Source organism: Paractinoplanes lichenicola, from assembly GCF_016785085.1.
In the GTDB taxonomy this organism is placed as follows: domain Bacteria; phylum Actinomycetota; class Actinomycetes; order Mycobacteriales; family Micromonosporaceae; genus Actinoplanes; species Actinoplanes lichenicola.
Map to the genome: position 1 here is coordinate 106,882 of NZ_JAENHO010000017.1, position 24,167 is coordinate 131,048.

The window sequence follows — 24,167 nt, forward strand, 5'->3', positions numbered from 1 at the left end:
TCCTCCTCGCCCGCTCCCTCGCCGTCACCCATTCCTCGCCCTCGGTCCCTCGCCGTCACCCCTTCCTCGCCGCGCCGTCCACCCCTCCCGCGCCGTTGCCTTCGCCGTTGTCCTTACCGTCGACGCCTCCCTCTCCCCTCGGTCCTTCGCCACCCCTTTCTTCGCCCCTCGCCACCCCTCCCTGACCCTCGTCGTCACCCCCTCGCCGCCCTCCGCCCCTCCCTCGGCCCGGTCCGCCCCACCGTCGCGCTTGCTTGCGCCCTCCGGCCCTACCTAGCCCCGCTCCACCCCCGCCCTCACCCCCTCCGCCGCCCTCCGGCCCTGCCTCGCCCCACTCCACCCCACCCTCAATCGGCAATTTATCTCTCACCTTCGCGAGCCATGAATAACAAGGTTCTGCGCCAGATCGCGTTTGTACTAATGTTCGATTGGCATGATCGAATGCTGTTGTTGCGGGCTGCACGTGCGGGATAATCGTCGTATGGAACGCCAGTTGTCGCTCTTTGGTCGGACCGAGATCTCAGCTATGCGTGATCGCACCAAGGCGCGCAATTATTCGCCGAGCCGCGACGAATTTCGGCGCGAGCATGCGCAGCGGCGTGCTTGGGGTTTATACCGGCGGCATTCCGAGAAGTTGAAGTATTTGCACAGCCGTGGCGAAGCGTTGTCGATCAGAGTCGAAGACCTCAGCGTTCCGAGTCGGACTAAGACGTCGTCTTCCTCGATGGCAGGAGCGCGGGATCTGGATCGATCGCCAGTTCAGGAACTGAGCGTCGCAGCTCGGCCGTCGACCGCCGACAACTCGGACGCAGTTCGGCCATCGGCCGCCGACAGCTCGGACGCTGCGCGCCCATCGGCCATTGACAACCTGGGGGCGGTTCAGCCGTCCGTCGCTGGTAACTCGGAGGCAGTTCGGCAGCCGGCCGCCGACAGCTCAGACGTCATGCACCCGTCGGCCACTGACGGCTCGAAGGTGGTTCGGCCATCGGCCGCCGACAACTCGGACGCCGGGCACCCGCCGGCCCGTGGCAACTTCGAGGCAGCTCAGCGGTCGGTCGCTGGCAGCTCGGAGGTTGAGGCTGCGGGGCGTCGGTGGACAAACCCGCTCGGGGTTGCTGTTTTGACGTTGGCCGTCGCTCGTTGCATTTTGATGAATTACTGTGGTCGCTGTCGGGTTGTGGTTGAGGTGGCACTCGATGCCGTAATCAGGCTGCGGGTGGGTGCAACTCATCATTCTGTGGGCGCGGTCGAAAGAACGGCCGAACCGATAGTCGGGCCCCGGTTGAGTGTGACCTGTCATTATGTGGGCGCGGTCGGAAAAACGGCCGAACCGACAGCCGGGCTCCGGTTGACTGCGATCTGTCATTATGTGGGCGCGGTCGAAAAAGTTAAACTGACAGTCGGGTTACGGGTGGCTGCGAGTGGCAAAGTGGCTCGGAGGTTTGTGGGCGCCGTGAGTAAAGTGATTGGCAAAGCGGCGCGATTATCTCGGGCCCATTACCGTGGCCGGGTTCAGGCCGAGTTTGGACAGGATTGTTCTGGCGGTGTTGCGGCCGGGGCGGCCGCTCACGCTTCCGCCTGGGTGGCTGGTCGAGCCGGTCAGGAAGAGGCCGGGGATGGACGTTGTGTAGTGCGGCCAGCCGACGAGCCGTTCGCCGGTGGGCAGGTGGAATTCGCCGCCGTGGCAGGAGCCGCCGACGTTGTGGGGGTTGTGGGCGGCTATGTCGTGGGGGGATTCCATGCGTATCGAGATGGGGTCCAGAGTCGGCACTCGGGTGCGCACCAAGTCGATCAGGTCGGCGCCGAAGTCGGCTTTGGCCTTCGACCATGGGCGGGCGTCGGCTCGGGTCCAGGGGGCGATCGTCAGGATTTTGAACGTGCCTGCGCCCTCGGGTGCGCGGGTGCGGTCCACGACGCTCTGGTTGACCACGAGCAGCCACGGGTTGGTCGTGTCGGTTTCGCCGCGGTAGAAGGCGTCCAGCTGGCGGGCGATGCCGGCGGTGTCGCCGAGGCCGGCGGCGACCGAGTGCAGGCCGTTGGTGAATGCGAGGTCGGTGCGCAGGGCGGCGTGCACGGCGAAGACGCTGAGGCCGGGGCGCCAGGCTTGCTTGGCGGCGGCCAGGTCGGTCGGCACTTCGTCGAGCATGTCGGGCAGGCGTGCGACGTTGCTGCTCATTACGACGGCGCGGCGGGCGGTGAACGTACGGCCGTCGAACGTGCGGACGCCGGTGACGCGGCCATCCCGTACGGCCACATGGTCGACCTCGGCCGTCGTGTGCAGGGTGGCGCCGTGGGCCTCGAGCAGGCGCAGCAGCGCGGCCGGCAAGGCGCCCGAGCCGCCGATCGGGGTCGACCAGCCGAAGCGCAGGCGGCCCGCGGCGATCGACGACGGCAGCACCCCCGTTCCTTCGCGTCGTGGGTCCTGGATCGTGGCCAGGGACAACCACACCATCAGGTCCCGTACGGCGGGATGGCTGAACCGTTCGTGCACGACGTCCCACGCGGATCGGGCGCGCAGCGCCGCGTACGCCTTCGCGGGTGGCGTGTCGCCGAGGTCGAAGCCGGACGACCAGCGGCCGTGCACCGCAGCGAGCCCGGTCGTCCACTCGCCGATCAGGTCGCGGAACGCCGTGGCGTCGGCGGGTGAGTAGCGGGCGAGCTCGTCGGCGGTCGCGTCGAGGTCTCGGTGCATGACGAGTGTGTCGCCGTCGGCGCGGGGCAGCACCACGGCGGGGTCGGTGTGCTCGTAGCGCAGGCCCCACGTCGACAGCAGGCCCAGCTCGTCGTCCTGCAGCAGCGGGTTGGACTGGATGAGCACGTGCGCCGACGAGCACGAGTCGTGGGCGAAGCCGGGCAGCGTCAGCTCCTCGGTCACCGTGTTGCCGCCGGGGATCGGGCGCGCCTCGAGCACGGCGACCTCGAGCCCGGCCCGGGCCAGGTAGGCGGCGCAGATGAGCCCGTTGTGCCCGGCGCCGACCACTACGACATCCGCTTCCATCCGATCATCCTGCGACCGCCGAGGCCGCCGGCACATCGGCCGGACGGTGACAGCTCAGCGCAGCCAGAGCGGCCCGTACCAGCGGGCGGCCGTCCCGCCGAACACATCGGCCCGCTCGGTCGTGCTCAGCCCGGCGGTGGCCTGTTCGGCCTGGCCGATCACGGTGTCGTAGTCGGTGCGCAGCAGCAGGACGGGCCAGTCGGAGCCGAACATCACGCGCGCCGGGCCGAACGTGTCGAGCACCTGGGCGGCGTACGGGGAAACGGTGTCGAGGTCGGGGCCGGCCTCGGTGACCAGGCCCGACAGTTTGCACGCCACATTGGGATGCTTGGCGATCGCGGCCAGGTGGGCGCGCCACGGGTCGAGCCGACCGGCGGCGATCGGGGGCTTGCCCGCGTGGTCGAGCACGAACCGCACCTGCGGCAGCCGTTCGACTGCCGCGGCGACGGCCGGCAGCTGATCGGCGGTCACCACGAGGTCGTACGAGAGGTTGGCCGCGGCCACAGCGGCCAGCCCGCGCTGCACGTCGGGCCGCAGCAGCCACCCGGGGTCGGGCTCGGACTGCACCTGGTGGCGCAGGCCGACCAGCCGCGAGTCCCGCGGGATCCGCTCGGCGACGTCCGGGGCGGTCAGGTCGGTCCAGCCGACGACGCCCACGATGCGCGGGGTGGCGCGGGCCAGGGCCAGCATCTCGGGCGTCTCGGCGGCCACGGTCACCGTCTGCACCAGGATCGTGCCGTCGATGCCGTGCCGGTCGAGATCGGCCGTCAGATCCCCGTACGTGAACGTCCGCCGCAGCCGCGGCAGCCCCGCGGTCCACGGCTGGTCCCGCACCGCCAGATCCCAGACGTGGTGATGGGCGTCAATACGCATACGCCTAGGGATACTGCGCCCACGGCCCGCTTGTCGATCCCGCCCTACGCCGACAGGCGCTCGAAGACGGTCGTGACCAGGGCGGCCTCGCTCGTTGCGGTGCCGTCGACCATGTCGAGCGAGGTGCCGTCGGGCAGGCTCAGGCAGACCCGGCGCTCGGCCCGGCCGGCGACCCAGGCGTTGAGCACCTTGACCATCTCGGCCACGGCCTGCACGGCGACGGGCACGGAGGCCAGCACCGACCCGATCGTGGCGACGCCGGCCGACCGCGGGGCCGGCGGGCCCGGCTGCGGGGTGGCGACGACCCGGCCCCCGTGCGCAGAAATGCGGTCACGCAAGTCGCGCTTGACGACGCGGGTGTTGCGCTCGACGGTCTCGGGGGACTCGTCCGACGAGAAGGTGATCTCGATCGCGGGTAAGTCTGAATGTGTCACGCATTTGCCTCGAATAGAGCGGACCGAACCCGCGGACGGTATCGGGGTATCCGGCCCGCGAACGATCTCCACGCCGTTTCTGGCCGATCGGACTAATTAGTCCGGCTGGAACCGGTGCGGGGTGCCGGCCCGCAGTTTCACCTCGGTGCGGCGCTCGCCGAAACGCACCGACACTGCCTGATCCCGGTCGCTGACCAGGCACACCTCGGTCGGCACGCCCTTCGACCACGTAGCGTCGACGGTGACACCGCCGCGGGCGCGCAGACCGGCGAAGGCGCCCTCGGTCCATTCGGTGGGTAGGCACGGCAGCAGGTGAATCTCGTCGCGGTGCGATTGCAGAAGCATCTCGGCGACGCCGGCCGTGAATCCGAGATTGCCGTCGATCTGGAACGGCGGGTGGGCGCAGAACAGATTTTGATAGACGCCCGCGCTGGTCCCGGCCGGGCGCAGGAACCGTTGCACCGCGGCGAACGCGTCGTCGGCGTCGCGCAGCCGGGCCCGCAGGGCGATCCGCCACGCGAGGGCCCAGCCGGTCGACTCGAGGCCGCGGGCGTCGAGCGTACGGCGGGCCGCGGCGGCCAGGTCCGGGGTGTCGTCGGGGTCGATCGAGCAGCCCGGGAAGAGCCCGACCAGGTGCGAGGTGTGCCGGTGCCCGGGTTCGGCGTCGGTGACGTCGGCCGACCACTCGGCGAGCCGGCCGTCGGCGCCGACCCGCTCGCCCGGGACGGGAAGGTCGGGCAGCAGCGCCCGGATCAGCACCAGGTCGGCGGTCGAGGAGACACCTACGCCGGTGGGCCGGCCGTCCGGCGCCAGGTATTCGTTCTCGGGCGAGGTCGACGGCGAGGTGCCCAGGGTGCCGTCCGGCATCTCCCGCAGCCAGGCCCGGCAGAACTCGGCCGCGCCGTCCAGCAGCGGCAGATAGGACGCGTCACCGGTGTAGTCGTGGTGCTCGCGCGCGTGCCGGACCAGCCACGCCGCCGCGAGGGGCCAGAACGACCAGCGGGCCTCGTCCTGGCCGACCCCGGCCGGCTGCGCGAAGCACCAGGCGTCGGAGTTGTGGTGCAGCGTCCAGCCCGGCAGGCCGTACAGGGTGCGGGCGGTCTCCTCACCCCGTACGGAGGCATGGGTCAGCCAATCGAGCAGCGGCCGGTGGCACTCGGCCAGGTTGGTGACCAGGGCCGGCCAGTAGTTCATCTCGAGGTTGATGTTGGTGGTGTAGTTGGCGTTCCAGGGCGGCCGGACCATGTCGTTCCAGAGGCCCTGCAGACCGGCGGGCAGCCCACCCGGACGCGACGAGGCGATCAGCAGGTAGCGGCCGTACTGGAACTGCAGGGCGGCCAGGGCGGGGTCCGGGTCGCCGGCGGCATGCGCGCGCAGGCGGTCGGCGGTGTCGAGCCGGGCCACGGCCTCCGGCGGTCCCAGCCGTACGCCGGAGCGCGCGAACAACCGCCGATGCTCCCGCTCGTGCGCGGCCCGCAGGGTGGTGTAGCCGTCCTTCTGCCGCAGCACCGCCGTCACGTCGTCGAGGCGCGCGCGCAACTGCTCCGCGATCGGCCCGTGCGGTGGCGTGAACGGGTCCACGTAGTCGGTGACCGCCGCGAGGACTAGGACCATTTCGTCCCTGGCGTCGACGACCAACTCGTCCCCATCTACTTGTTCCGCGCCGAGCACGCGCAGCCCGACCATGGCGGTGACCGAGCCCGGCCCGTACGCGACCTGGTCCGATCCCGCGGGCACGTCCGAGGGCATCCGTACGGTCATGATCAGCCCCGGCCCACCCACGGACGCCGTCGGATGGGGTGACGTGAGGCGTACCCGCAGCCGGGACGGGTTCTGCAGCCGCCGCCGGATCACCAGGGCCTGCGGCCCGATCCACGCCTCCTGGCTGACCCGCCCGCCCGGCCCGCTGAACGTATGCGACGCCACCGCCGAGCGCATGTCCAGATGCCGTTGATAAACCGTCGGTGCCTCGTCGACCGGCTGGGTGATCCACAGGTCGGCCAGCGGCTGGAACGCCTGGCTGTTGCCGCCCTGCAGCCCGCGCAGGCACTCCTCGGCCGCCCGCACGTCCCCCCGGTCCAGCGCCGCCCGGGCCGCTTCGAGCAGCCGCGGCCCGTCGGTGACCCGGCGTTTTCCGTACGCGCTGTCGGGCGTCCCGCTCCAGCACGTGTTCTCGTTGAGCTGGAAGCGGTCCTCCCCCACCCCGCCGAAGCACATCGCCCCGAACCGCCCGTTGCCCAGGGGCAGCGCGTCGGTCCACTCGGCCGCGGGGGTGCGATACCGCAGGGTCGTGCACGCGTCCGCCATCATCTCGGCCACGCGACACCCGCCTGTGAACAACCGCCCCGGTCAGCGAAAGCAAACGCGACACGCGCCTGTGGACAACCGCCCCGGTCAGCGAAAGCAACCGCGGCACCCGCCTGTGGACAACCGCCCCGGTCACCGAGAGCAATGTGGAAAACTAGGGCCGTTGATTTGCCAGGGCCTTTAGGGTGGGGGTCCCCCAAGGCGGGCGGGTTATCAGTAGGAGTTGTGTAGCTCATGATCTTGCCCAGCGGGTGAGGTCCTCGAGATCGGCCGCTACATAGCGCACCAGTCCCCGTCCGTAGCGATGCTCGGTCACCAGCGGACGCCCCTCAGCGCTCAGCACCACGGCCGCGTTCACCGGCTCGATCTCGTCCAGCCACACGCCACGCTCCCCCGGCCGATGACGCACCACCCGTACGCCCGCGAGGTCGTCGAACGCCCCCGGCGTCATCCGGCAGTGCTCGTCGGTCAGCCCGCTCCCGTAGGTCAGGACCAGCGTCCCGCCGTCCGAGACGTACGACCGCAGCGCCTTGTGCTCCGCCCCCGACACGAGATGCAGCAAGGGCGCCACCACCAGCGTGTACGCGTCCAGCGAAGCCCCGACCGGCACGACGTCGACCGGCGACCCCATCGCGCGATGCCAGCGCCGCGCGGTGCCGGTGTAGTCCACGAACGGCGTCGGCAGATGCGGAGACTGCCAGGCCCACATCGACTGCTCGTCATAGATCAGCGCGCGCGTGGCGTCGACCCGCACCGGCGTACGGGTGGAAAGCGCCTCGCCGATCGGGGCCAGCTCGGACAGCAGCGGCACCATCGCCGGATGCCACTGCTCGGCCCCGCCCCGCCCGGCCCGCCACTGGAAATACATGACCCCGCTGGCCCCACCGTCAAGGTAGGCCGAGGCCGCCGCGCTCGCCTGCCCTGGCGGCATGACCCGGGTGACACCGTCGGCCTCCCGGACCGCGCCGGGCGCATGCTCCATGAGAATCCACGGCTCGCCGCCCGCCCAGCCCCGGGCCAGGTCAGCCACGAACGCCCGCTCCGACAGGTGATCGTCCAGCGAGGCCGGGTAGTCGTCGACGGCCACCACGTCGACCTCGCGCGCCCAGCGGGCATGATCGACCGGCACCCAGCCGCCCAGCACGAAGTTCGTCGTCACCGGCACACCCGACGGCCGCAGCAGGTCGCGCTGGGCCACGTAGTGCGCGAGCATCGCGTCCGACACGAACCGGCGATAGTCCAGCACGTGGGCGGGGTTGCTCAGATATTGGGTCGCGCGCGGCGGCAGCACCTCGTCGAAGCCGCCGTACCGCTGCGACCAGAAGTCCGCGCTCCACACCTCGTTCAAGACGCCGGTTTCCCCGTACGTCCGGGAAAGCCACCGCCGGAAGCCGAGCGCGCAATGGTCGCAGTAGCAGGTCGTGCCGTATTCGTTGTGCACGTGCCACAACCGCAGCGCCGGATGCCCGCCGTAGCGCTCGGCCAGCGCACCCGCGATCCGTTGCGAGGCCTCCTGATAGGCGGGCGCGTTGACGCAGTACGTGTCGCGCGAGCCGTGCGTGAGCCGCACCCCGTCCCGAGTCACCGGCATGGCGTCGGGATGCGCCCGCGTGAACCACGGCGGCGGCGACGCGGTCGGCGTGGCCAGGCACACCCCGATCCCGTTGTCGTGCAACAGATCCAGCACCTCGTCGAGCCAGCCGAAGTCGAAATCGCCCGGGGACGGTTGCAACCGCGACCACGAGAACACGCCGACGGTCACGAGGTTCACCCCCGCCGACCGCATCAGCGCGACGTCCTCCCGCCACACCGGCGGCGGCCACTGCTCCGGGTTGTAGTCCCCGCCGAAGAAGATCATCCCTTGATCGCCCCGAGCAGCACGCCCTTGGTGAAGTGCCGCTGCACGAACGGATAGACGAGCAGGATCGGCACCAGCGTCAACGTCACCACGGCCATCTGGATCGCCAGCGGCGTGATCTCCTGGGTGCCGAAATACTGGCCCGTCGTGTTCTGCCCGCTGCCCGGCATCGCGTTGCCCTGCAGCGTGTACGTGTAGATGACCATCTGCAGCGGCCACTTCTGGTTGTCGGGCAGGAACAGCAACGCGTTGAAGAACGTGTTCCAGTAGCCGACGGCGTAGAACAGCGCGACCACGGCGGTGACCGCGCGCGAGGTCGGCAGCACGACCGACCACAACGTACGCCAGTGGCCGGCCCCGTCGATGGCGGCCGCGTCGATCAGCTCCTGCGACGTGGCCGAGAAGAACGCCCGTACGACCAGGATGTTGAAGACGCTGACGGCGGTGGGCAGGATCATCGACCAGTAGCTGTCGTAGCCGCCGAGCGCCGAGACGACCAGGAACGTCGGGATCAGGCCGCCGCTGAAGAACATGGTGATCACCAGGACCATCAGGATCAGCCGATGCCCGTACGAGCCGTGCCGGGACAACCCGTACGCGCACAGGATCGTCACCACCATCGAGATGACCGTGCCGACGATCGTGATGCCGAGGCTCACCAGCAGCGAATGCATCACGAGCTGGTTGGTGAAGATCTGCTTGTACGCGGCCAGGGTGAGCCCGTCGGGCACGAGCACCATGCCGCCGGCCTTGTTGACCGCGGTCTGGGTGGACAGGCTGGTCAGCACTACCATCCAGAGCGGGATGAGGACGACGGCCACGACGATCGCGAGCACGACGCCCTTGCCGGTCTGCCCGGCCGCGGTCGGCGGCTCCTCCCAGTTGGGCCGGTTGCGGTTGCGGCGGCTGGGGTCCGCCAGGGGGGTCACGACAGTCATCGCCGATACAGTCCGTCCTCGCCCAACAGGTGCGCGATCTTGTTGGCGGCCAGCAGGAAGAGCAGCGACAGCACGCCCTTGAACAGGGTCGCGGCGGCGCCCAGGCTGAAGTTCGCGTTCACGACGCCGTAGAAGTACGCGTACGTGTCGAGCACCTCGGCCGCGTCCCGCCCGACGGCGCCGCGCTGGATGAGCATCTGCTCGAACCCGACGGTGAGCACGTTGCCCAGGCGCAGCACGAGCATGAGCACGATGACGCCGCGGATGCCGGGCAGCGTGATGTGCCACATGCGCCGCCAGCGGCCGGCCCCGTCGGCGGCGGCCGCCTCGTAGAGCTGGGTGTCGATGGCGGCCAGCGCGGCCAGGAACACGATGATGCCCCAGCCGGCCTCCTTCCAGATCACCTGGGAGGTCACGAGCAGCGCGAACGTGTCCGGGTCGGTCATCACGTCCCAGGTGCCGATGCCGTTCTGGCGCAGGAACTGGTTGAGCGCCCCGGCCCCGCCGAGCATCTGCTGGAAGATCGTCACGGCCAGCACCCACGAGAAGAAGTGCGGGAGATACACGACCGACTGCACGATCGTACGGATCTTGTTGCTCATGATCGAATGCAGCAGCATGGCCAGCGCGATCGGCACCGGGAAGAACAGCACCAGCTGGACGAGGCTGAGCATGAGCGTGTTGCCGAGCGCGCTCCAGAACAGCGGATCGGCGAACAGCTGCCGGAACGTCTCGAGCCCGGTCCACGGGCTGTGCCAGAACCCGGCGTAGATGCTGTAACGCTGGAACGCCGTCGCCGTGCCGAACATGGGCGCGTAGTTGAAGACGAGCAGCAGCACAACCGCCGGGACCACCATGAGCAGCAGGCTGCGGTCGCGGCGGAACCGGTTCTTCTTGACCGGCTTCTCCTCCGGGGCGCGAAGAGAAGCCGGTGGCGCGTCGTGAAGAGCGGTCACTGGCCCGTGCCGTACTTGCTGCGGATGTCCTCGTAGAAGGCGCGGAGCTGGTCGCCGCCCTGGGCCCTCCAGGTCTTGAGCCCCTCCTGGAACGCCGAGACCGGCTTGCGGCCGTACCGGATGTCCTTGACCAGGTCGACCATCGGCTGGTTGATGTTCGCGTACTGGGCCGGCTCGGTGACGTTCATGCCGTAGAAGGCGGGCTTGGCCGCGTACTTGACCATGTCGGCCTCCCACGCGGCGTAGTCCTTGACCACCTGGGTCTGCCCGGCGATGACGGTGGTCGGGCTGATCGGGGTGACCAGGAACTGATACGTCGTCGCGACCTCCTTGCTGCCGCGCTCGGTCAGCACCGGGTTGCCGTCGACCATCGTGTAGTCGGTGCCCTCGACCCCGAAGTTGACGGTCAGATATTCCTTCGACCCGTACGGCGCGGCCAGGTAGTTCGCGATGGCCAGGCACTCCTTGATCTGGTCGCCGCTCAGCTTGGCGTTGAGGAAGCTGTACATGCCGGCGCTGGGGTTCATCCAGATCTGCGGCTTGCCGTCGGTCGACAGCAGCTTGAAGGCCTGCCGGTCGTACGAGGGGTTGGCCGCCTTGCCGCTCTTGGCGTCGTCGCCCTTCCACGCGCCCGGCCCGTCGCCGGTGATCGCGACCTTGCCGCTCCAGAACCGCTGCTTGGCGTCCTCTCTCTTGTCGGCCAGCGCGTCCGGGTGCACGTGACCGGCCTTGGCCTGCGCCTGATACCAGTTCAGGGCCTCGATGATGCCCGGGGTCTCGTACCGGTGAATGATCTTGCCGGCGTCGTCGATGACCCACCGGTTGGGATCGACCGGGAACTTGTAGATCTGCCCGATCGCGTCGAAGATGTCGTCGAACGCCCACCGCCCGGCCGCGGCGCTGGTCAGCTGCTTGCCCAGCTCGGCCAGGTCCTCCGGGGTCTTGATGTCGTCGGGGTTGATGCCCTCCTTGGCCAGGATGTCCTTGCGGTGGAAGATCGTGCCCGCGATCGTCGCGCCGCTGTAGTAGACGGGCAGGCCGAACAGCTTGCCGTTCCAGATGCAGCACTGCCAGGCGCTGGTCGGAATGGCGGCCAGATTCGGGTACGCCTTGATCGCGTCGCCGGCCAGGTACGGCCCCAGGTCGGCGAACTTGTTGACCGCGTCCGCGAAGCCGAGGTTGCCCATGTTCCAGCTCGGGATCTGCACCCAGTCGGGCAGCTTGTCCCCGGCGAACAGCGTCGGCAGCACCTTGTCGTAGTTGCTGCCGTCGGCCGGCTGCAGCTTCAGGTTTGCGCCGATGGCCTTGTTGACGGCGTCGTAGTACGAGTTGCCGCTAGCCGACGGGATGGCCCCCCACAGCGGCGTCATCGTCGTATAAGAGCCACCCTTCCCCGGTACGCCGGAGGTCGTGGCCACCGGGTTGTCGGGGTACTTGAGGAACGCCGGGCTGCTGAAGAACCCGTTCGCGCCCATCACGCTCGGGATGTCGGCCTTCACGAGCTCGCTGGGAACGTACGCGGGCAGCAGTTTCTGCAGTTGATCCTGCGTGGTCGTGCCGGGGCCGCTCGACGTCTTGGCGTCGCCGCAGGCGGAGAGCAGACCGCCGCTCGCCACCGAGAGGGCACCGAGACCGGCCAGCCCGAGGAATCGCCGTCTATCGAAATTATTCACTGTCCCGCTCCATCTGTGGCAATCTTTAGTTGGGACGGTAAACGAACTAAGTGCGGGGCCACAAGCCCCGGGTCCGGCCGGTGCCGTAGTCTGCGGGGGTGGGTTGGGGGCGTTGGTGATCACTAGGGACAGCGGTCCGCAGCCGGCCGACTTCGCCGATGTCCGCGCGACGAATCTCGCCGTGGTGCTGCGCCACGTCCGCACGCATGCGCCCTGCTCACGAGCCGACATCGCGGCCACGACCGGCCTCAACAAGGCCACCGTGTCGTCGCTGGTGACCGACCTGATCGAGCGGCGCCTCGTGCGCGAGGTCGGCATGACCGAAAACCGGATCGGCCGCCCGGCCATGATGCTGGTCCTCGACGGCTCCCCGTACGCGGCGGTCGGCCTCGAAATCAACACGGACTACCTGACCGCGGTCGCCCTCGACCTGGCCGGCGAGCGTCTGCTCTCGTGGCGCCGCGCCTTCACCGGCACCCCCGGCCAGCCCGGCCAAGCCATCGCCTCCCTGGCCGCCCTGGCCCGCCGCGCGGTGTCAAAGATGGAACGCGAAGGCCGCCAGGTGCTCGGCCTGACCGTCGCCGTCCCCGGCCTGGTCGACGCGGACGGGGTCGTCGAACTGGCCGCGGGCCTGGGCTGGCACCAGGTCGACCTGCGCAAATCCCTGACCGCGGCCCTGGGTGAACCGGCCTACCCCCTGCTGGTCGAAAACGACGCCAACCTGGCCGTCCTGGCCGAACAACGCCTGTCCTTCACCCCGGACCTGGTCTACCTGACCGGCGGCGCCAGCCTGGGCGCGGGCATCATCTGCGACGGCCGTCCCCTGCGCGGCGCCCGCGGTTTCGCCGGCGAGTTCGGCCACCTGCCCCTCGACCCCGCCGGCCCGCTGTGCACCTGCGGGCGGCGGGGCTGCCTGGAGGCGTACGCCGGCCTGGGCGCCCTGATCCGGGCCGCGCTGCCGGATGTCGGCATCGAAACCGCCCTGTCCCCGTCGGAGTTCGGCCCCCACGTCGACGAGATCCATCGCCTGGCCAAGGCCGAGGACCCCCAGGTGCTGACCGCCCTCACCGACGTGGGCCGCCACCTGGGCCACGCAATATCGCTGCTGACGAACCTGATAAACCCGGCTTGCGTGGCCCTCGGCGGCTACTTCACTGTTCTGTCACCGTGGCTCATCCCACCGGCCACGGCCGAACTGGAATCCCGCTCGATCGCCGCCAACTGCGGCGGCACCCGTCTGGTCGCCTCAGCCCTCGACTCGAGCGCCGCCGCCGCGGGCGGAGCCACCCGCGTACTGGACGCCATCGACGCCGGTGTTCTGCCTCCGCCGCAGACAGCCCCGCTCCCCCGCTGACCCCGCCGGGACGACCAACCCGCACCGACCGCCCACCTGTCCTCTGCGCCGGTCGCGGGGGCACTCACCCTCCACCGCAGTCAGCATCGCTCTCCCGCTGACCCCGCCGGACGACCACCTGCACCGACCGTTGGCTTGCCCTCTTCGTCGGTCGCGGCGGCAGTCACCGCGTTGCCCCTCATTGCCGCTGATTGCTCCACGCCGCGCCCGCCCACACGTCGCCGCTGATTGCTCCACGCCGCGCCCGCCCACACGTCGTCTAAAGCGTCCTAGGAACCTAGTTTGCCGTCGTCCCGCCGACGCCGTGGCTTCGCGATGTGAGTCCTCACTTACCAATGTGACCCTGTCGCGCTCGCTGCCTGCGCCCGCCAGTGCCGCGCCCGCCAGGTCACCGACCCGAAAGGCTGATCCGACGTGAGTTGCCTGAGCGAGCGGCATCCACAAACTGCCCGATGTGAGTACTCACTTACCTACCGGAAGTTGACCCGCTCGCAGGCAGAAGCCCGACCCCACCCCCGATGCGTTACCGGACGAGTGCGATCCCCATCTCCCCGATGTGAGTACTCACTTACCAACGAGAACTCGACTGGAGGCAAAGGAGAAGAGCCGAGGCGAGTGGAGGGCACGGAAAAAGGGGCCGGCCGCGGTGGTGGACGGCGGGTGAGAAAGGGTTGGCGGCGGGTGGAGACAGGTGAGAAGAAGGCCGCGGTGGGTGTTAGTCGGTGGTCAGCACCAGGCGGCGCCGTCGTGGGAGCCTCTTAGGGAGAGGCCGTAGACGTCTTCGGGTTCTGGTTTCTGGTCGGGTAGGCCGTTGAAGTCGCTGGGGAACCAGACCGACAGATACACCGTGGTGCCGTCGATCTCCTTGGTCAGGCACGTGGCGGCGGCGCTGACGGCCAGGCCGTCGGACGGGATCGGGGTGCCGTCGCCCTGCCACTGCCAGCCGTCGGCGGTGGCGGCGTCGCGGTGGAATTTGATGATCTCGTCGCGGGTCAGGGTGCTGCGGAACTCGCGGCCCGCGTGGGCGAAACCGTCGTCGTCGTCGCAGCCGGAGCCGGCGCTGATCTCCTGGGCCTGGGCGGGGTGGACGGTGAGGATCGCGGAGTCGTCCAGCGTCACCGAGAAGTTCCTGTCGCGCTGGCTGCAGCCGTAGTCGAGCACGCCGCAGCCGGCCAGGCTCCCGGCACCCAGCAGCAACAGCGCGGCACCAGCCAGCCGTGTCGTGATCACGGCGGCAGCATAGTGAGGACCGGCAACAAGGATCGAGGATGATCTCTTGACGGGCCGGGCGCGGCTCGGGTAGACAGTTCGTCAATTCGCCGAAACACGGACGACATGTTCGCCGCCCCGTGTCGAAGCGCTTCGAATGGCGGTCGGCTGACAATCGAAGCCGATCTTGTGGGACGCCCGTTGAAGCGCTTCGACGAATGACCGGATGTGACCCCATGAGCGAGAAACCGCTGTTCCGCCGGTACGACGCGCCGCTCGCCGAGCGCGTCGAGGACCTCCTCGCCCGGCTCACGCTGCCCGAAAAGGTGGCCATGCTGCACCAGCATCAGCCCGCGATCGACCGCCTCGGCATCGGCGCCTTCACCACCGGCACGGAGGCCCTGCACGGCCTGGCCTGGCTGGGCGAGGCCACGGTCTTCCCCCAGGCGATCGGCCTCGCCACGAGCTGGGACCTCGACCTCGTCCGCCGCGTAGGCGAAGCGACCGGCACGGAAGTGCGCGCCTCCCACCAGCAGGGCAAGGCCGGTCTCAACGTCTGGGCCCCGGTCGTCAACCCGCTGCGCGACCCGCGATGGGGCCGCAACGAGGAGGGCTACGCCGAGGACCCTTTCCTCACCGCGCTCATGGGCGACGCCTACGCCCGCGGCCTGGCCGGCGACCACCCCCGGGTCCTGCGCACCGCCCCCACCCTCAAACACTTCCTCGGCTACAACAACGAGACCGACCGCTGCCTCACGTCGAGCAACCTCAGCCCCCGCGTGCTGCGCGAATACGAGCTCCCCGCCTACCGCACGGCCGTCGAGCGTGGCTCCGCGGTGGCCGTCATGGCGTCGTACAACCTGGTCAACGGCCGTCCCGCGCACGTCTCCCCCTATCTCGAGGACGAGCTACGCACCTGGACCGGCGACGAGATCTTCGTGGTCTCCGACGCCTACGCCCCGAGCAACCTGGCCGACCCGACGCAGCAGGCCTGGTTCCCCGATCACGCCGAGAGCCACGCCGCGGCCCTGCGCGCGGGCATCGACAGCTTCACCGACGCCGACAAGCGCAGCGACGTCACGGTCGAGCGGATCACCGAGGCCCTGCGCCGCGAGCTGATCAAGGAGGAGGACGTCGACCGGGCCGTGCGGCGGGCGCTGACGATCCGCGTCCGGCTCGGCGAGTTCGATCCGAGCGAGCACAACCCGTACGCGGAAACCGCAGTTGATCTGAAGAAGCATCAGGAGCTGGCCCGCGAGGCCGCCCGCGAGTCGATCACGCTGCTGAAGTCGGAGTGCTGCCTGCTCCCGCTCGACCCCGCACGCCACAAGAGGGTCGCGGTGGTCGGCTCACACGCCGATCGCGCGTTCACCGATTGGTACAGCGGTTCCTTCCCGTACGCGGTGACCGCGCGCGCCGGTCTGGCCGAGGTCATGCCGGAGGTGCTGCACAGCGAGGGCGTGGATCGTGTCGTGCTCAAATTGGGAGCGCTCCATCTGGCCGCCGACGAGCACGGCGTACGGCTGAGCCCGGAGCCCGCCGCGTTCGACCTGTTCGACTGGGGCAACGGCGTCGTCACCCTGCGGTCCACGCTGAACGGCAAGTTCCTGCGCGTGCAGAACGACAGGCTGGCCGCCGACTCGGACGGCCCCGGCGACTGGGTCGTCACCGAGATGTGGAAGCTGGAGCGCCGCCCCGACGGCTCGGTCGCGCTGCGCACCCACAGCTCCCCCGGCAACCCGGACCGGGGCGCCGTCACCGCGCAGCTCACCCTGGGCCCTCGCGCGGCCCGTTTCACCCTCGAGACGATCGTCGACGGGGCGAGCGACGCGGCCGACCTGGCGGCGACGGCCGACGCCGTGATCGTGGTGGCCGGCAATCACCCGCTCGTCAACGGGCGCGAGACCGAGGACCGTACGGATCTCGAACTGCCACCGGCGCAGGACAGGCTGCTGCGCGAGGTGTACGCGGCCAACCGGAACACCGGCCTCGTGCTGATCTCGAGTTACCCGTACGCGATCGGCTGGGCCGACACGCACCTGCCGGCCGTGCTGTGGATGTCGCACGGCGGTCAGGAGCTCGGCCACGCGCTGGCCGACGTGCTGACCGGGCGGGCCGACCCGGGCGGCCGGCTGACCCAGACGTGGTATCGCAGCGCCTGCGAGCTGCCCGACATCCTCGACTACGACATCATCACCAACGACGCGACCTACCAGTACTACCGCGGGACGCCGCTCTACCCCTTCGGGCACGGCCTCTCGTACGCGTCGTTCGACTACTCCAACCTCGACATCTCGCACACGACCGCCGCGGTGGGCGACAAGGTCACCGTCACGGCCTGGGTCACCAACATCGGCAAGCGGGCCGGTTCCGAGGTCGTGCAGCTCTACACGCATCAGCAGGTGTCGCGGGTGAAGCAGCCGCTGCGCCGGTTGCGGGCGTTCGACAAGATCCGGCTCGAGCCCGGCCAGTCCTCGCTGGTCAGCTTCGAGCTGGACGTGGCCGACCTGTCCTTCTGGGACGTGACGTCGAACCGGTTCGTGGTCGAGACTGCGCGCCACAAGATCCTGGTCGGGCGCTCGGCCAGCGACATCCGGCTCACCGGCACCCTGCCCGTGCGAGGCAGCCGGGTCGGGGCGCAGAAGGCCGCCGACCGGACGATCCGGGCCGGCGACCACGACGAGTACAGCGGGATCACTTTGGTGGCGACAGGCGATCCCGTACGGGGTGAGGCCGTGCGCGCGACGGAGGACGGCGCGTGGTGCTGCCTCAACGGGACCGACCTTTCCGGCGTACGGGAAGTGGCCGTGGACGGCGACGGCCCGGCCGTGACGCTGCGCCTCGACGACCCGTACGCGGGTGGGGAATTCGCCCTCGTGACCCCGGGATCGTCGGTCGCCGTGCCCGAGACCGAGGGCGTGCACGACCTCTACCTGGCCATGGACACCGGGAGCCGGATCAGCGCGATCACGTTCCGCTCGTGACGCCACCCCCGGTCACGATCGCCGACGTCGCCCGGCACGCGGGGGTCTCGGCCAGCACGGTCTCCTACGTGCTCAGCGGCAAGCGGGCCATCTCGGCCGTGACCCGCGAGAAGGTGCTGGCCAGCGTGCGGGTGCTCGGCTTCCACCCGCACGCGGGGGCGCGGGCGCTGGCCGGCAACCGGTCGAACATCATCGCGCTCGCCCTGCCGCTGCGCGCGGGCATGAACGTGCCGGTGGTGATGCAGTTCGCGGCGGCGGTGGTCGACGCGGCCCGGTCCTGCGACTACGACGTGCTGCTGGTGACCGCCGACGAGGGGGCGGCGGGCCTGCGGCGCGTGGCGGGCAGCGCGCTCGTCGACGGCCTGATCCTGATGGACGTCGAGACCGACGACGAGCGCGTGCCCGCCCTGCGCGAGCTGAGCCGGCCCAGCGTGCTCATCGGGCTGCCCGCCGACCCGGCCGGGCTGGTCTGCGTCGACCTCGACTTCACCCGGGCGGGCGAGGTCTGCGTGGAGCATCTGGCCGCGCTCGGGCATCGGCGGGTGGCGCTGCTCGGGGCGCCGCAGGCCGTGTACGACCGTGGGACCGGGTTCGCCCGCCGCACGCGCGAGGGCGTACGGGCGGCCGCCGCGCGGTGCGGGGTCGAGGCGTACGCCGTACCGCTGGAACCGCTCTTCCCCGCCGCCATGGCCGCGCTGGAGCCGATCGGGGACGCGACCGCCCTGATCGTGCACAACGAGAGCGCCCTCGACCATGTGCTGACGGCGCTGCGGACGCTGGGCCGCAGCGTGCCCGGCGACGTGTCGGTGCTGGCCATCTGCCCCGACGACGTCGCGCTGGCGGCCACCCCGCACGTCACGAACGTGCAGGTGCCGGCGGCGGCGCTGGGCCGGCTGGCGGTCGAGCGCCTGCTCGCGCGGCACGACGGCGACGACGTTCCCGCGGCCACCCTGCTGCCCCCGGCCCTGACCACGCGGCTGTCCTGTCACCCGCCCGGCCGTGCCGTCCGCCAGTTCTGAATGTGTCCTCCACGGCAGGAGAAAGGGGCGGGGATGAAACCAAAACCACGGCGGCTGGTTGATAATCGAAACATGATCATGAGGGATGCGCGATGCCGAGCGGCGGGGTAGGCCGCACCGTGGAGCTCACGCCGGACCAGCAGGAGCAGTTGCAGCAACTCTTGGAGCAGGAGTTACGCGATGCTCTGCGCGTCTCGCGGGAGCGCCACGACCCGGCGGCGGTGGCCGAGCTGGTCGCCGAACGCCGCCGGGCCCTCGAACGGTTAGCCGGCCGGGCCGCGCACGATGCGCAGGACCCGCTCGATGAGGATCTCGAGGGCGACGGGGTCGTCGAGCAACGCTGACACCCGCTCCTCGCGTTCCGTTCCCGCCCCGGGCGCCCGGCCGATCTCGTCGGCCCCGGACCCGTGCAGGAACAGTTCCCTCAGCACCGTCTCCACCGTGGCTGCGGCGTCCTCGCCCCGCCCCAGCCCGGCCCGGATGGCTTCGACGGCCACCGTGGCCAGATCGTCCGCCCGCGCGTCGTCGAGCTCGCCGGGGTCGCCCGGCGGCAACGGACGCGGCTCGCCGGCGCCCTCGCCGGGGGAACCGCCTACCGGCGCGGTCTTGTGGCCGAGCGGGACCTCGATATGGTCGTGGTACCACTTCGGCCGCTCGCGCATGGCGACCAGCACCTTCTCCACGTCGGCCTGCGCCTCGGACGGGCTGATCCCCCGCTCGCCGGCCCAGCTGTCCACCGGCCACAGCGTGGCGCCGACCCCGCCCGGCACGCCGACCCACTCCTGGATACGCAGGGCCAGCCGGCAGAGCCACGGGTCGTCGCCCAGCGCCGCCCGGAGCCACTTGGTCATCCGGGGCCGCTGCGGGGCGCCGATCGCACCCCGGCGGCGGCGGTAGGCGTCGATGGCGAACCCGGGCGCCCGCGCGGCGATCCAGGCCTCCAGGTCGTTGATCTGCTCGGTCGTGGTGAGCAGGCGCTCGACGACCGCCTCGAGATCGTCGTGGAACCCGTCGAGGCAGCACTCCCCCAAGTGCCGGAACCCGCGGGCGCAGGCGTGATGCCCCCGGTTGCGCGCGACGCGGCGATAGACGACGTCGAACACTATGGAGCAGGCGAGGTCGTAGGCGGCCGGGCGCAGCACGTCTCGCTCCGCCTCGGACAGCCGGCCCAGGTCGCCGGCGCGAGCCAGCTCCCGGAGCCGCTTGATGGTGTATTCATGGTCATGCGTCACCGCAGCCCCCGCAGGGGTGACGCGTCCGGATATCCACTGTGCGGTAGTGAGGTTATCAAACCATCACTCTGTGTGATCTGCCCCCAGAACATCGGATAATCATGTCGGCGCATTTAGCCGGATGGAGGCCATTCTTTTGGCCGCACAGCTGGCCGATATCTGGCCAGAATCCGTCACGGTCCGTAGCCCACTGGAGTTCTGGCCACGACCCGGAGGTCGCGGGGCGTGGACTTCACCGCTACCTTCTCTGTAGTGGAATGACGACGGACGGTACATAGGAGCTTCATGTCCCCCGACTCGGAGCTGTCCAAAGAGTTACAAGCCCTGCGCAGTCGCAAGGGTGTCTGCCGGGCCGGGCTGTACGACCACCTCGGCTTCCGGATCCGCCGCCTGTGCGGGCTCACCGGCAGGCAGCCCGACAGCAGGACCCGCGCCGCGGTCGAGACTTGGCTGACCACGCTGGCCGACACCCTGCTGCCCGAGCAGCGGCAGGCGGTGCTGGTCTCCTTCGCCGTGGGGGACGGCCATCGACTGGGCACCCTGGACGCCCGCATCGGTCAGCTCGCCGACCTGCAGAAGGTCTCCACCCGTACGGCACGGCGGCTGGCCGACGCGGCACTCGAGGCCCTCGTGAACGCCGTCGCCGAGGCGCCGGACGAGGAGCAGAGCGACGGGTGCGGCTGGCGGGTGTCCTCGCTGTCCTGCCTGTTCCGGCTCGACACCCCCACCCCCGAGCTGTACGAGCTCCGGACGATCGTCGCGACCCGGGAGATCGCCGAGATCACCGTACGGATCACCCTGCCCCCGAGCGGGCCCGACGTCGGCGAGCCGGCCGTCGAGGCCCTGTTCGGCACGCGGATACGCGGGATCGAGCACGACGACGGCAGCTCCAGCCGGCTCATCACGCTCACACTCCCCCGGCCCCTGGCACCCGACGACACGCACGAGTTCTGGCTGCACGTGACGCTGCCGCCGGGCCAACCCGTACGGCCGCACTACGCGATCGTCCCGCTGTCCCAGTGCGACTCGGGCAGCGTACGGGTGCGGTTTCCGCGCGACCGCCGCCCGGAGGAGGTGTGGCTGCTCGACGAGGTGGCCTATCCCGACCTGGACGCCCGGCGCGCCAGCCGCAAGATCGTCGCGCCGACTCCGCAGGGCGAGGTGTCCCGCGACTTCCGCAGCTTGCGCGAGGGATACGCGTACGGGATCGCTTGGACGCCTTTGACCTGAGCGGTCCGTCAGAAAGAGGCATGCGAAACCTGTACGCCCTGCTGGTCGGCATCGACCGGTACGCCGCGGTCCCCGCCCTGTCCGGCTGCGTGCGCGACGTGACTGACGCCCGGGAGCACCTCGAGGCCACGCTGGCGCCCGGCACCGACCTGGTCCCGCTGACGCTGCTGAACGAGCAGGCGACGCGGGACGCGGTGGTCGGCGCCATCACGTCGCACCTGGGGCAGGCCGGGCCGGACGACGTGGCGCTGTTCTGGTTCGCCGGGCACGGCTCGGACTGGCCCGTCCCGGCATGGGCCAAGCGGATCGAGCCCACCGGACGGCTCCAGTCGCTGGTCTGCGCGGACAGTCGCTCCGGCACAGTGCCCGACCTGTGGGACAAGGAGCTGTCGCTGCTGCTGGACGACGTGAGCGACCGGGCCGGGCACGTGGCCGTGGTGCTCGACAGCTGCCACTCCGACGGCGCCACCCGCGAGCTGCTGGAGCGCGAGCCGGCCGTACGGACCCGCTCGGTGCCGCCGGGAGCCGCGCCCGACCTGGACCACTTGCGCGCCCGGTTGGAGGCCCGGCTCGCCGCTGACCGCCCGGCCGAGCACATCGTCCTGGCCGCGTGCCAGTCCACCGAGGCCGCCGAGGAACGCACCCTCGGCCCCGGCTGCCATCGCCGGGGCGTCTTCACCTGGTCGCTGCTGCAGGCCATGCGCCGGCTCGGCCCGGCGGCCACCTACAACGACCTGCTGCTGGCGGCGCGGACCGAGGTCGAGCTGAACGCCTGCCGGCAGGTCCCGCAGGCCCGGCCCCGGGCGTCCCAGCTGCTCAACCAGCGGTTCCTGGGCGGGGCGGTGACGCCGTCCGACCGTGAGATCCGGATGCGCCGGAGCGGGTCGGCCTGGGTGATCGACGCCGGGGCGATGCACGGGCTCGAGGCCGGGGACGGGCTGCGGATCGGGGTGCGCGGGGACCCGGACCGGCAGGCCGACGTGGTCGAGGTCCGCGCGAGCGACAGCCGGGTGGCGCCGATCGCCGGGTGGGCGCCCGATCCGCACCGCCAGTACCCGGTCGTGGTCACGGCGATGCCGACGCCGCTGACGACCGTGGCGACCGGCGACGAGGAGTTGCGCGCGGCGCTCGCGCGGTCGCTGGACGTACGGGTGCTCGATGACGGCATCCCCGACCTGCGAGCGCACTACGCGGACGGCGAGCTGGCGGTCGTCGACCAGAGCGGCGAGGAGCTGCTGCGCCGGCGATACTTCGTGGACGAGGCGGCCGCCGCCGTCGAACACATCGCCCGGTGGTTGCGGGTGTGGCACCGCCGCAACGGCGTAACAGCGCTTGGCTCCCCCGTACGGGTGGAGGTGCTGGACGCCGGGAAACGCCAGATCTTGGAGCGAGATTCCTCGAACGAGTACGTCGTCCAGTACGACGGCGGCGACCCGCCCGAGATCCTCATCCGGCTGCGCAACGACTCCGACCGGCCGCTGTTCTGCGCGCTGCTCGACCTGACGTCGCGCTTCAAGGTCGACCCGGTGCTCTTCCCGGGCTACTTCGTGGCGGCCCGCGACGTGGGTGAGTGCCTGGACGGCCGGCGGATCAAGGCGTTCCTGCCGCCGACCGTCCCCGTCGAGCCGGGCGCCTCGGTGAAGGACCGGCTGAAGCTGTTCGTGGCCGAGGCGCCCTTCGGTGTCGAGCCGTTCGTGATGCCGGCGCTGGCCGAGACCCTCGGCGTGCGCGGCTCCTACCGCGATCTCGGCGACGCGGCCCTGCCCACCGGCCACGACTGGACCACGGACCAGGTCGTTATCCGAATCGAGGTCCCGAGGTGACCGCTACCGATCAGTCGCGACAAGGAGCCCGCCATGGAGTCCCACTGCTGAGCCGCGCTACTTCTCGGGCTCGTTCACGATGGTGAGCGCGGCCGACACGATCGCGTTCAGCCGCTGCCGGTCGGAGAGCGCGCCGGTGACCCCGCCCAGCGGGTCGGCGCCGCCGTACGGGGCCTGGTCGAGCGTGCCGGTGAAGACGCCACCGAAGACCGTGCGCACCACCTCGACCACCGCGTCCTCGGCCGGCTCGCCGCGCCCGATCCGGTCGCCGATGGCCCGGACGGCGTCGGCGGCCAGGCGGCGCAGCTCGGCGTCGACACGGTCGTCGGGCTCGCCCAGGCCGAGCGGGGCGACCGGTTCCCCGTACGGGTCGACCGCCATCGCCATGACCGGGGGCTGCTTGGCCCCGAGCGGGCGCTCCACGAAGGACGCGTACCAGTCGGGGCGCCCGCGCATGACCGTGAGGACCTGGTCGATCTCGCGGCGCACGGCGGCCGGGTCGCTGCCCTGCCAGTCGCCGGTGCACGCGGCCCGCTCCTGGGCCCACGACTCGAGCGGCCACAGCTCGCTGCCCGCGGTGCCGCTGACCCCGACCCAGACCAGAATGTCGACGGCGAGCGTGGTCAGCCAGCGGTCCCGGCCCAGCCCGTCGGCCAGCCACCCGGGCAGCCGTGGCCGTTGCAACGCGCCCCGCTCCCCGCGCCGGCGCCGATGGGCGTTGACGGTGGCCGCGCCGACCCGGGTCGCCACCCAGGCCTCGAGCTGGCGGATCGGCCGGTCGGCGTGGGCCAGCAGGTCGTCGACCACGGCCTCGACGTCGTCGTGGAACCGGTCGAGGCACTCGTCGGCCAGGTTCTCCACTCCCGCCGCGCACAGGGCGTGCCCGCGCTGCCGCTCGAACCGCCGGGTGATCCGCATGAAGACGATCGGCCACACCAGGTTGTACGCCGCGCTGGTGAGCTCGGCCCGCTGCGCCCCACCGGCGGCCGCGACGGAAGCCAGCGTCCCGGTGGCGGCGAGCTCCCGCAGCCGCCGCTCGGGATCGACCGGCTCGGCCCGGGCCGACCGCGAGACGTAGAGCCCCGGCGCCTCCCCGTTCCGCGGACGGCGGCGCAGGGTGCTGTGGTCGAGGTGCACCGTACGCGCATTCGCAGTGCCCACCGAGGGCTCCTTTCGTCCATGCCGATCGGTGGTTGAAGCTTCCTGCACGCCCGCCCGGTCCTCCAGGCCCGGCGCCCGGTTAGACCTCTTCGTGGTCCGATTCCGAACACTCAGGCGA

At 70.6% G+C, this 24,167-nt stretch carries 17 protein-coding genes; 6 read left to right on the top strand and 11 right to left on the bottom strand.

The window, feature by feature from the left end; all coding sequences use genetic code 11:
• Positions 1 to 1,483: 1,483 nt before the first annotated feature.
• The 8 genes from JKJ07_RS43215 to JKJ07_RS43250 form a co-directional block, all read right to left on the bottom strand.
• Positions 1,484 to 3,034: a phytoene desaturase family protein gene (locus JKJ07_RS43215; protein WP_202997834.1), complete on the bottom strand. Its 1,551-nt coding sequence runs from the start codon at positions 3,032 to 3,034 to the stop codon at positions 1,484 to 1,486.
• 18 nt (positions 3,035 to 3,052) lie between these two features.
• Entirely contained in the window at positions 3,053 to 3,871 is an 819-nt protein-coding gene (locus JKJ07_RS43220; protein WP_202997835.1) for an amidohydrolase family protein, read from the bottom strand.
• Positions 3,872 to 3,915: 44 nt separating this feature from the next.
• Entirely contained in the window at positions 3,916 to 4,305 is a 390-nt protein-coding gene (locus tag JKJ07_RS43225) for a hypothetical protein (protein WP_202997836.1), read from the bottom strand.
• 96 nt (positions 4,306 to 4,401) lie between these two features.
• Positions 4,402 to 6,615, bottom strand: a complete 2,214-nt coding sequence (locus tag JKJ07_RS43230) for a glycoside hydrolase family 95 protein (protein WP_236030979.1) — start codon at positions 6,613 to 6,615, stop codon at positions 4,402 to 4,404.
• 229 nt (positions 6,616 to 6,844) lie between these two features.
• Entirely contained in the window at positions 6,845 to 8,470 is a 1,626-nt protein-coding gene (locus JKJ07_RS43235) for a beta-galactosidase (RefSeq protein ID WP_202997838.1), read from the bottom strand.
• Positions 8,467 to 9,408, bottom strand: a complete 942-nt coding sequence (locus JKJ07_RS43240; RefSeq protein WP_202997839.1) for a carbohydrate ABC transporter permease — start codon at positions 9,406 to 9,408, stop codon at positions 8,467 to 8,469. The genes JKJ07_RS43235 and JKJ07_RS43240 overlap by 4 nt, the downstream gene beginning before the upstream one ends.
• On the bottom strand, positions 9,405 to 10,364 hold the full coding sequence (locus tag JKJ07_RS43245) for an ABC transporter permease (RefSeq protein WP_307834729.1): 960 nt from the start codon (positions 10,362 to 10,364) through the stop codon (positions 9,405 to 9,407). The genes JKJ07_RS43240 and JKJ07_RS43245 overlap by 4 nt, the downstream gene beginning before the upstream one ends.
• Positions 10,361 to 12,037, bottom strand: a complete 1,677-nt coding sequence (locus JKJ07_RS43250) for a type 2 periplasmic-binding domain-containing protein (RefSeq protein WP_202997840.1) — start codon at positions 12,035 to 12,037, stop codon at positions 10,361 to 10,363. Before JKJ07_RS43250 ends, JKJ07_RS43245 begins: the two co-directional genes overlap by 4 nt.
• Positions 12,038 to 12,152: 115 nt before the next feature.
• Between JKJ07_RS43250 and JKJ07_RS43255 the strand changes: the two genes are divergently transcribed.
• A complete protein-coding gene (locus JKJ07_RS43255; protein WP_307834731.1) occupies positions 12,153 to 13,391 on the top strand; it encodes an ROK family protein in 1,239 nt (412 codons plus the stop codon).
• Between the two features lie 726 nt (positions 13,392 to 14,117).
• Here the strand turns inward: JKJ07_RS43255 and JKJ07_RS43260 are convergent.
• A complete protein-coding gene (locus JKJ07_RS43260) occupies positions 14,118 to 14,621 on the bottom strand; it encodes a hypothetical protein (RefSeq protein WP_202997842.1) in 504 nt (167 codons plus the stop codon).
• Positions 14,622 to 14,836: 215 nt separating this feature from the next.
• Here JKJ07_RS43260 and JKJ07_RS43265 point away from each other — a divergent pair, with 215 nt between their 5' ends.
• The 3 genes from JKJ07_RS43265 to JKJ07_RS43275 all read left to right on the top strand — a co-directional run bounded on the left by JKJ07_RS43265 (position 14,837) and on the right by JKJ07_RS43275 (position 18,947).
• Positions 14,837 to 17,584: a glycoside hydrolase family 3 protein gene (locus JKJ07_RS43265; RefSeq protein ID WP_202997843.1), complete on the top strand. Its 2,748-nt coding sequence runs from the start codon at positions 14,837 to 14,839 to the stop codon at positions 17,582 to 17,584.
• On the top strand, positions 17,581 to 18,603 hold the full coding sequence (locus tag JKJ07_RS43270; protein ID WP_202997844.1) for a LacI family DNA-binding transcriptional regulator: 1,023 nt from the start codon (positions 17,581 to 17,583) through the stop codon (positions 18,601 to 18,603). Before JKJ07_RS43265 ends, JKJ07_RS43270 begins: the two co-directional genes overlap by 4 nt.
• Before the next feature lie 92 nt (positions 18,604 to 18,695).
• Positions 18,696 to 18,947 (top strand): hypothetical protein, encoded by a 252-nt coding sequence (locus tag JKJ07_RS43275; protein WP_202997845.1) that lies wholly within the window; start codon positions 18,696 to 18,698, stop codon positions 18,945 to 18,947.
• On the opposite strand, the gene JKJ07_RS43280 is transcribed toward JKJ07_RS43275, so the two are convergent.
• Entirely contained in the window at positions 18,867 to 19,835 is a 969-nt protein-coding gene (locus JKJ07_RS43280; protein WP_202997846.1) for a hypothetical protein, read from the bottom strand. The two genes, JKJ07_RS43275 and JKJ07_RS43280, sit on opposite strands and share 81 nt — an antisense overlap.
• Positions 19,836 to 20,120: 285 nt before the next feature.
• On the opposite strand from JKJ07_RS43280, the gene JKJ07_RS43285 reads away from it, so the two are divergent.
• Positions 20,121 to 21,065: a hypothetical protein gene (locus JKJ07_RS43285; protein ID WP_202997847.1), complete on the top strand. Its 945-nt coding sequence runs from the start codon at positions 20,121 to 20,123 to the stop codon at positions 21,063 to 21,065.
• Between the two features lie 20 nt (positions 21,066 to 21,085).
• Complete coding sequence (locus JKJ07_RS43290) at positions 21,086 to 22,888, top strand: caspase family protein (protein ID WP_202997848.1); 1,803 nt, start codon at positions 21,086 to 21,088, stop codon at positions 22,886 to 22,888.
• A 57-nt stretch (positions 22,889 to 22,945) separates the two neighbouring features.
• On the opposite strand, the gene JKJ07_RS43295 is transcribed toward JKJ07_RS43290, so the two are convergent.
• Entirely contained in the window at positions 22,946 to 24,049 is a 1,104-nt protein-coding gene (locus JKJ07_RS43295) for a hypothetical protein (RefSeq protein WP_202997849.1), read from the bottom strand.
• Between the last annotated feature and the right edge of the window lie 118 nt (positions 24,050 to 24,167).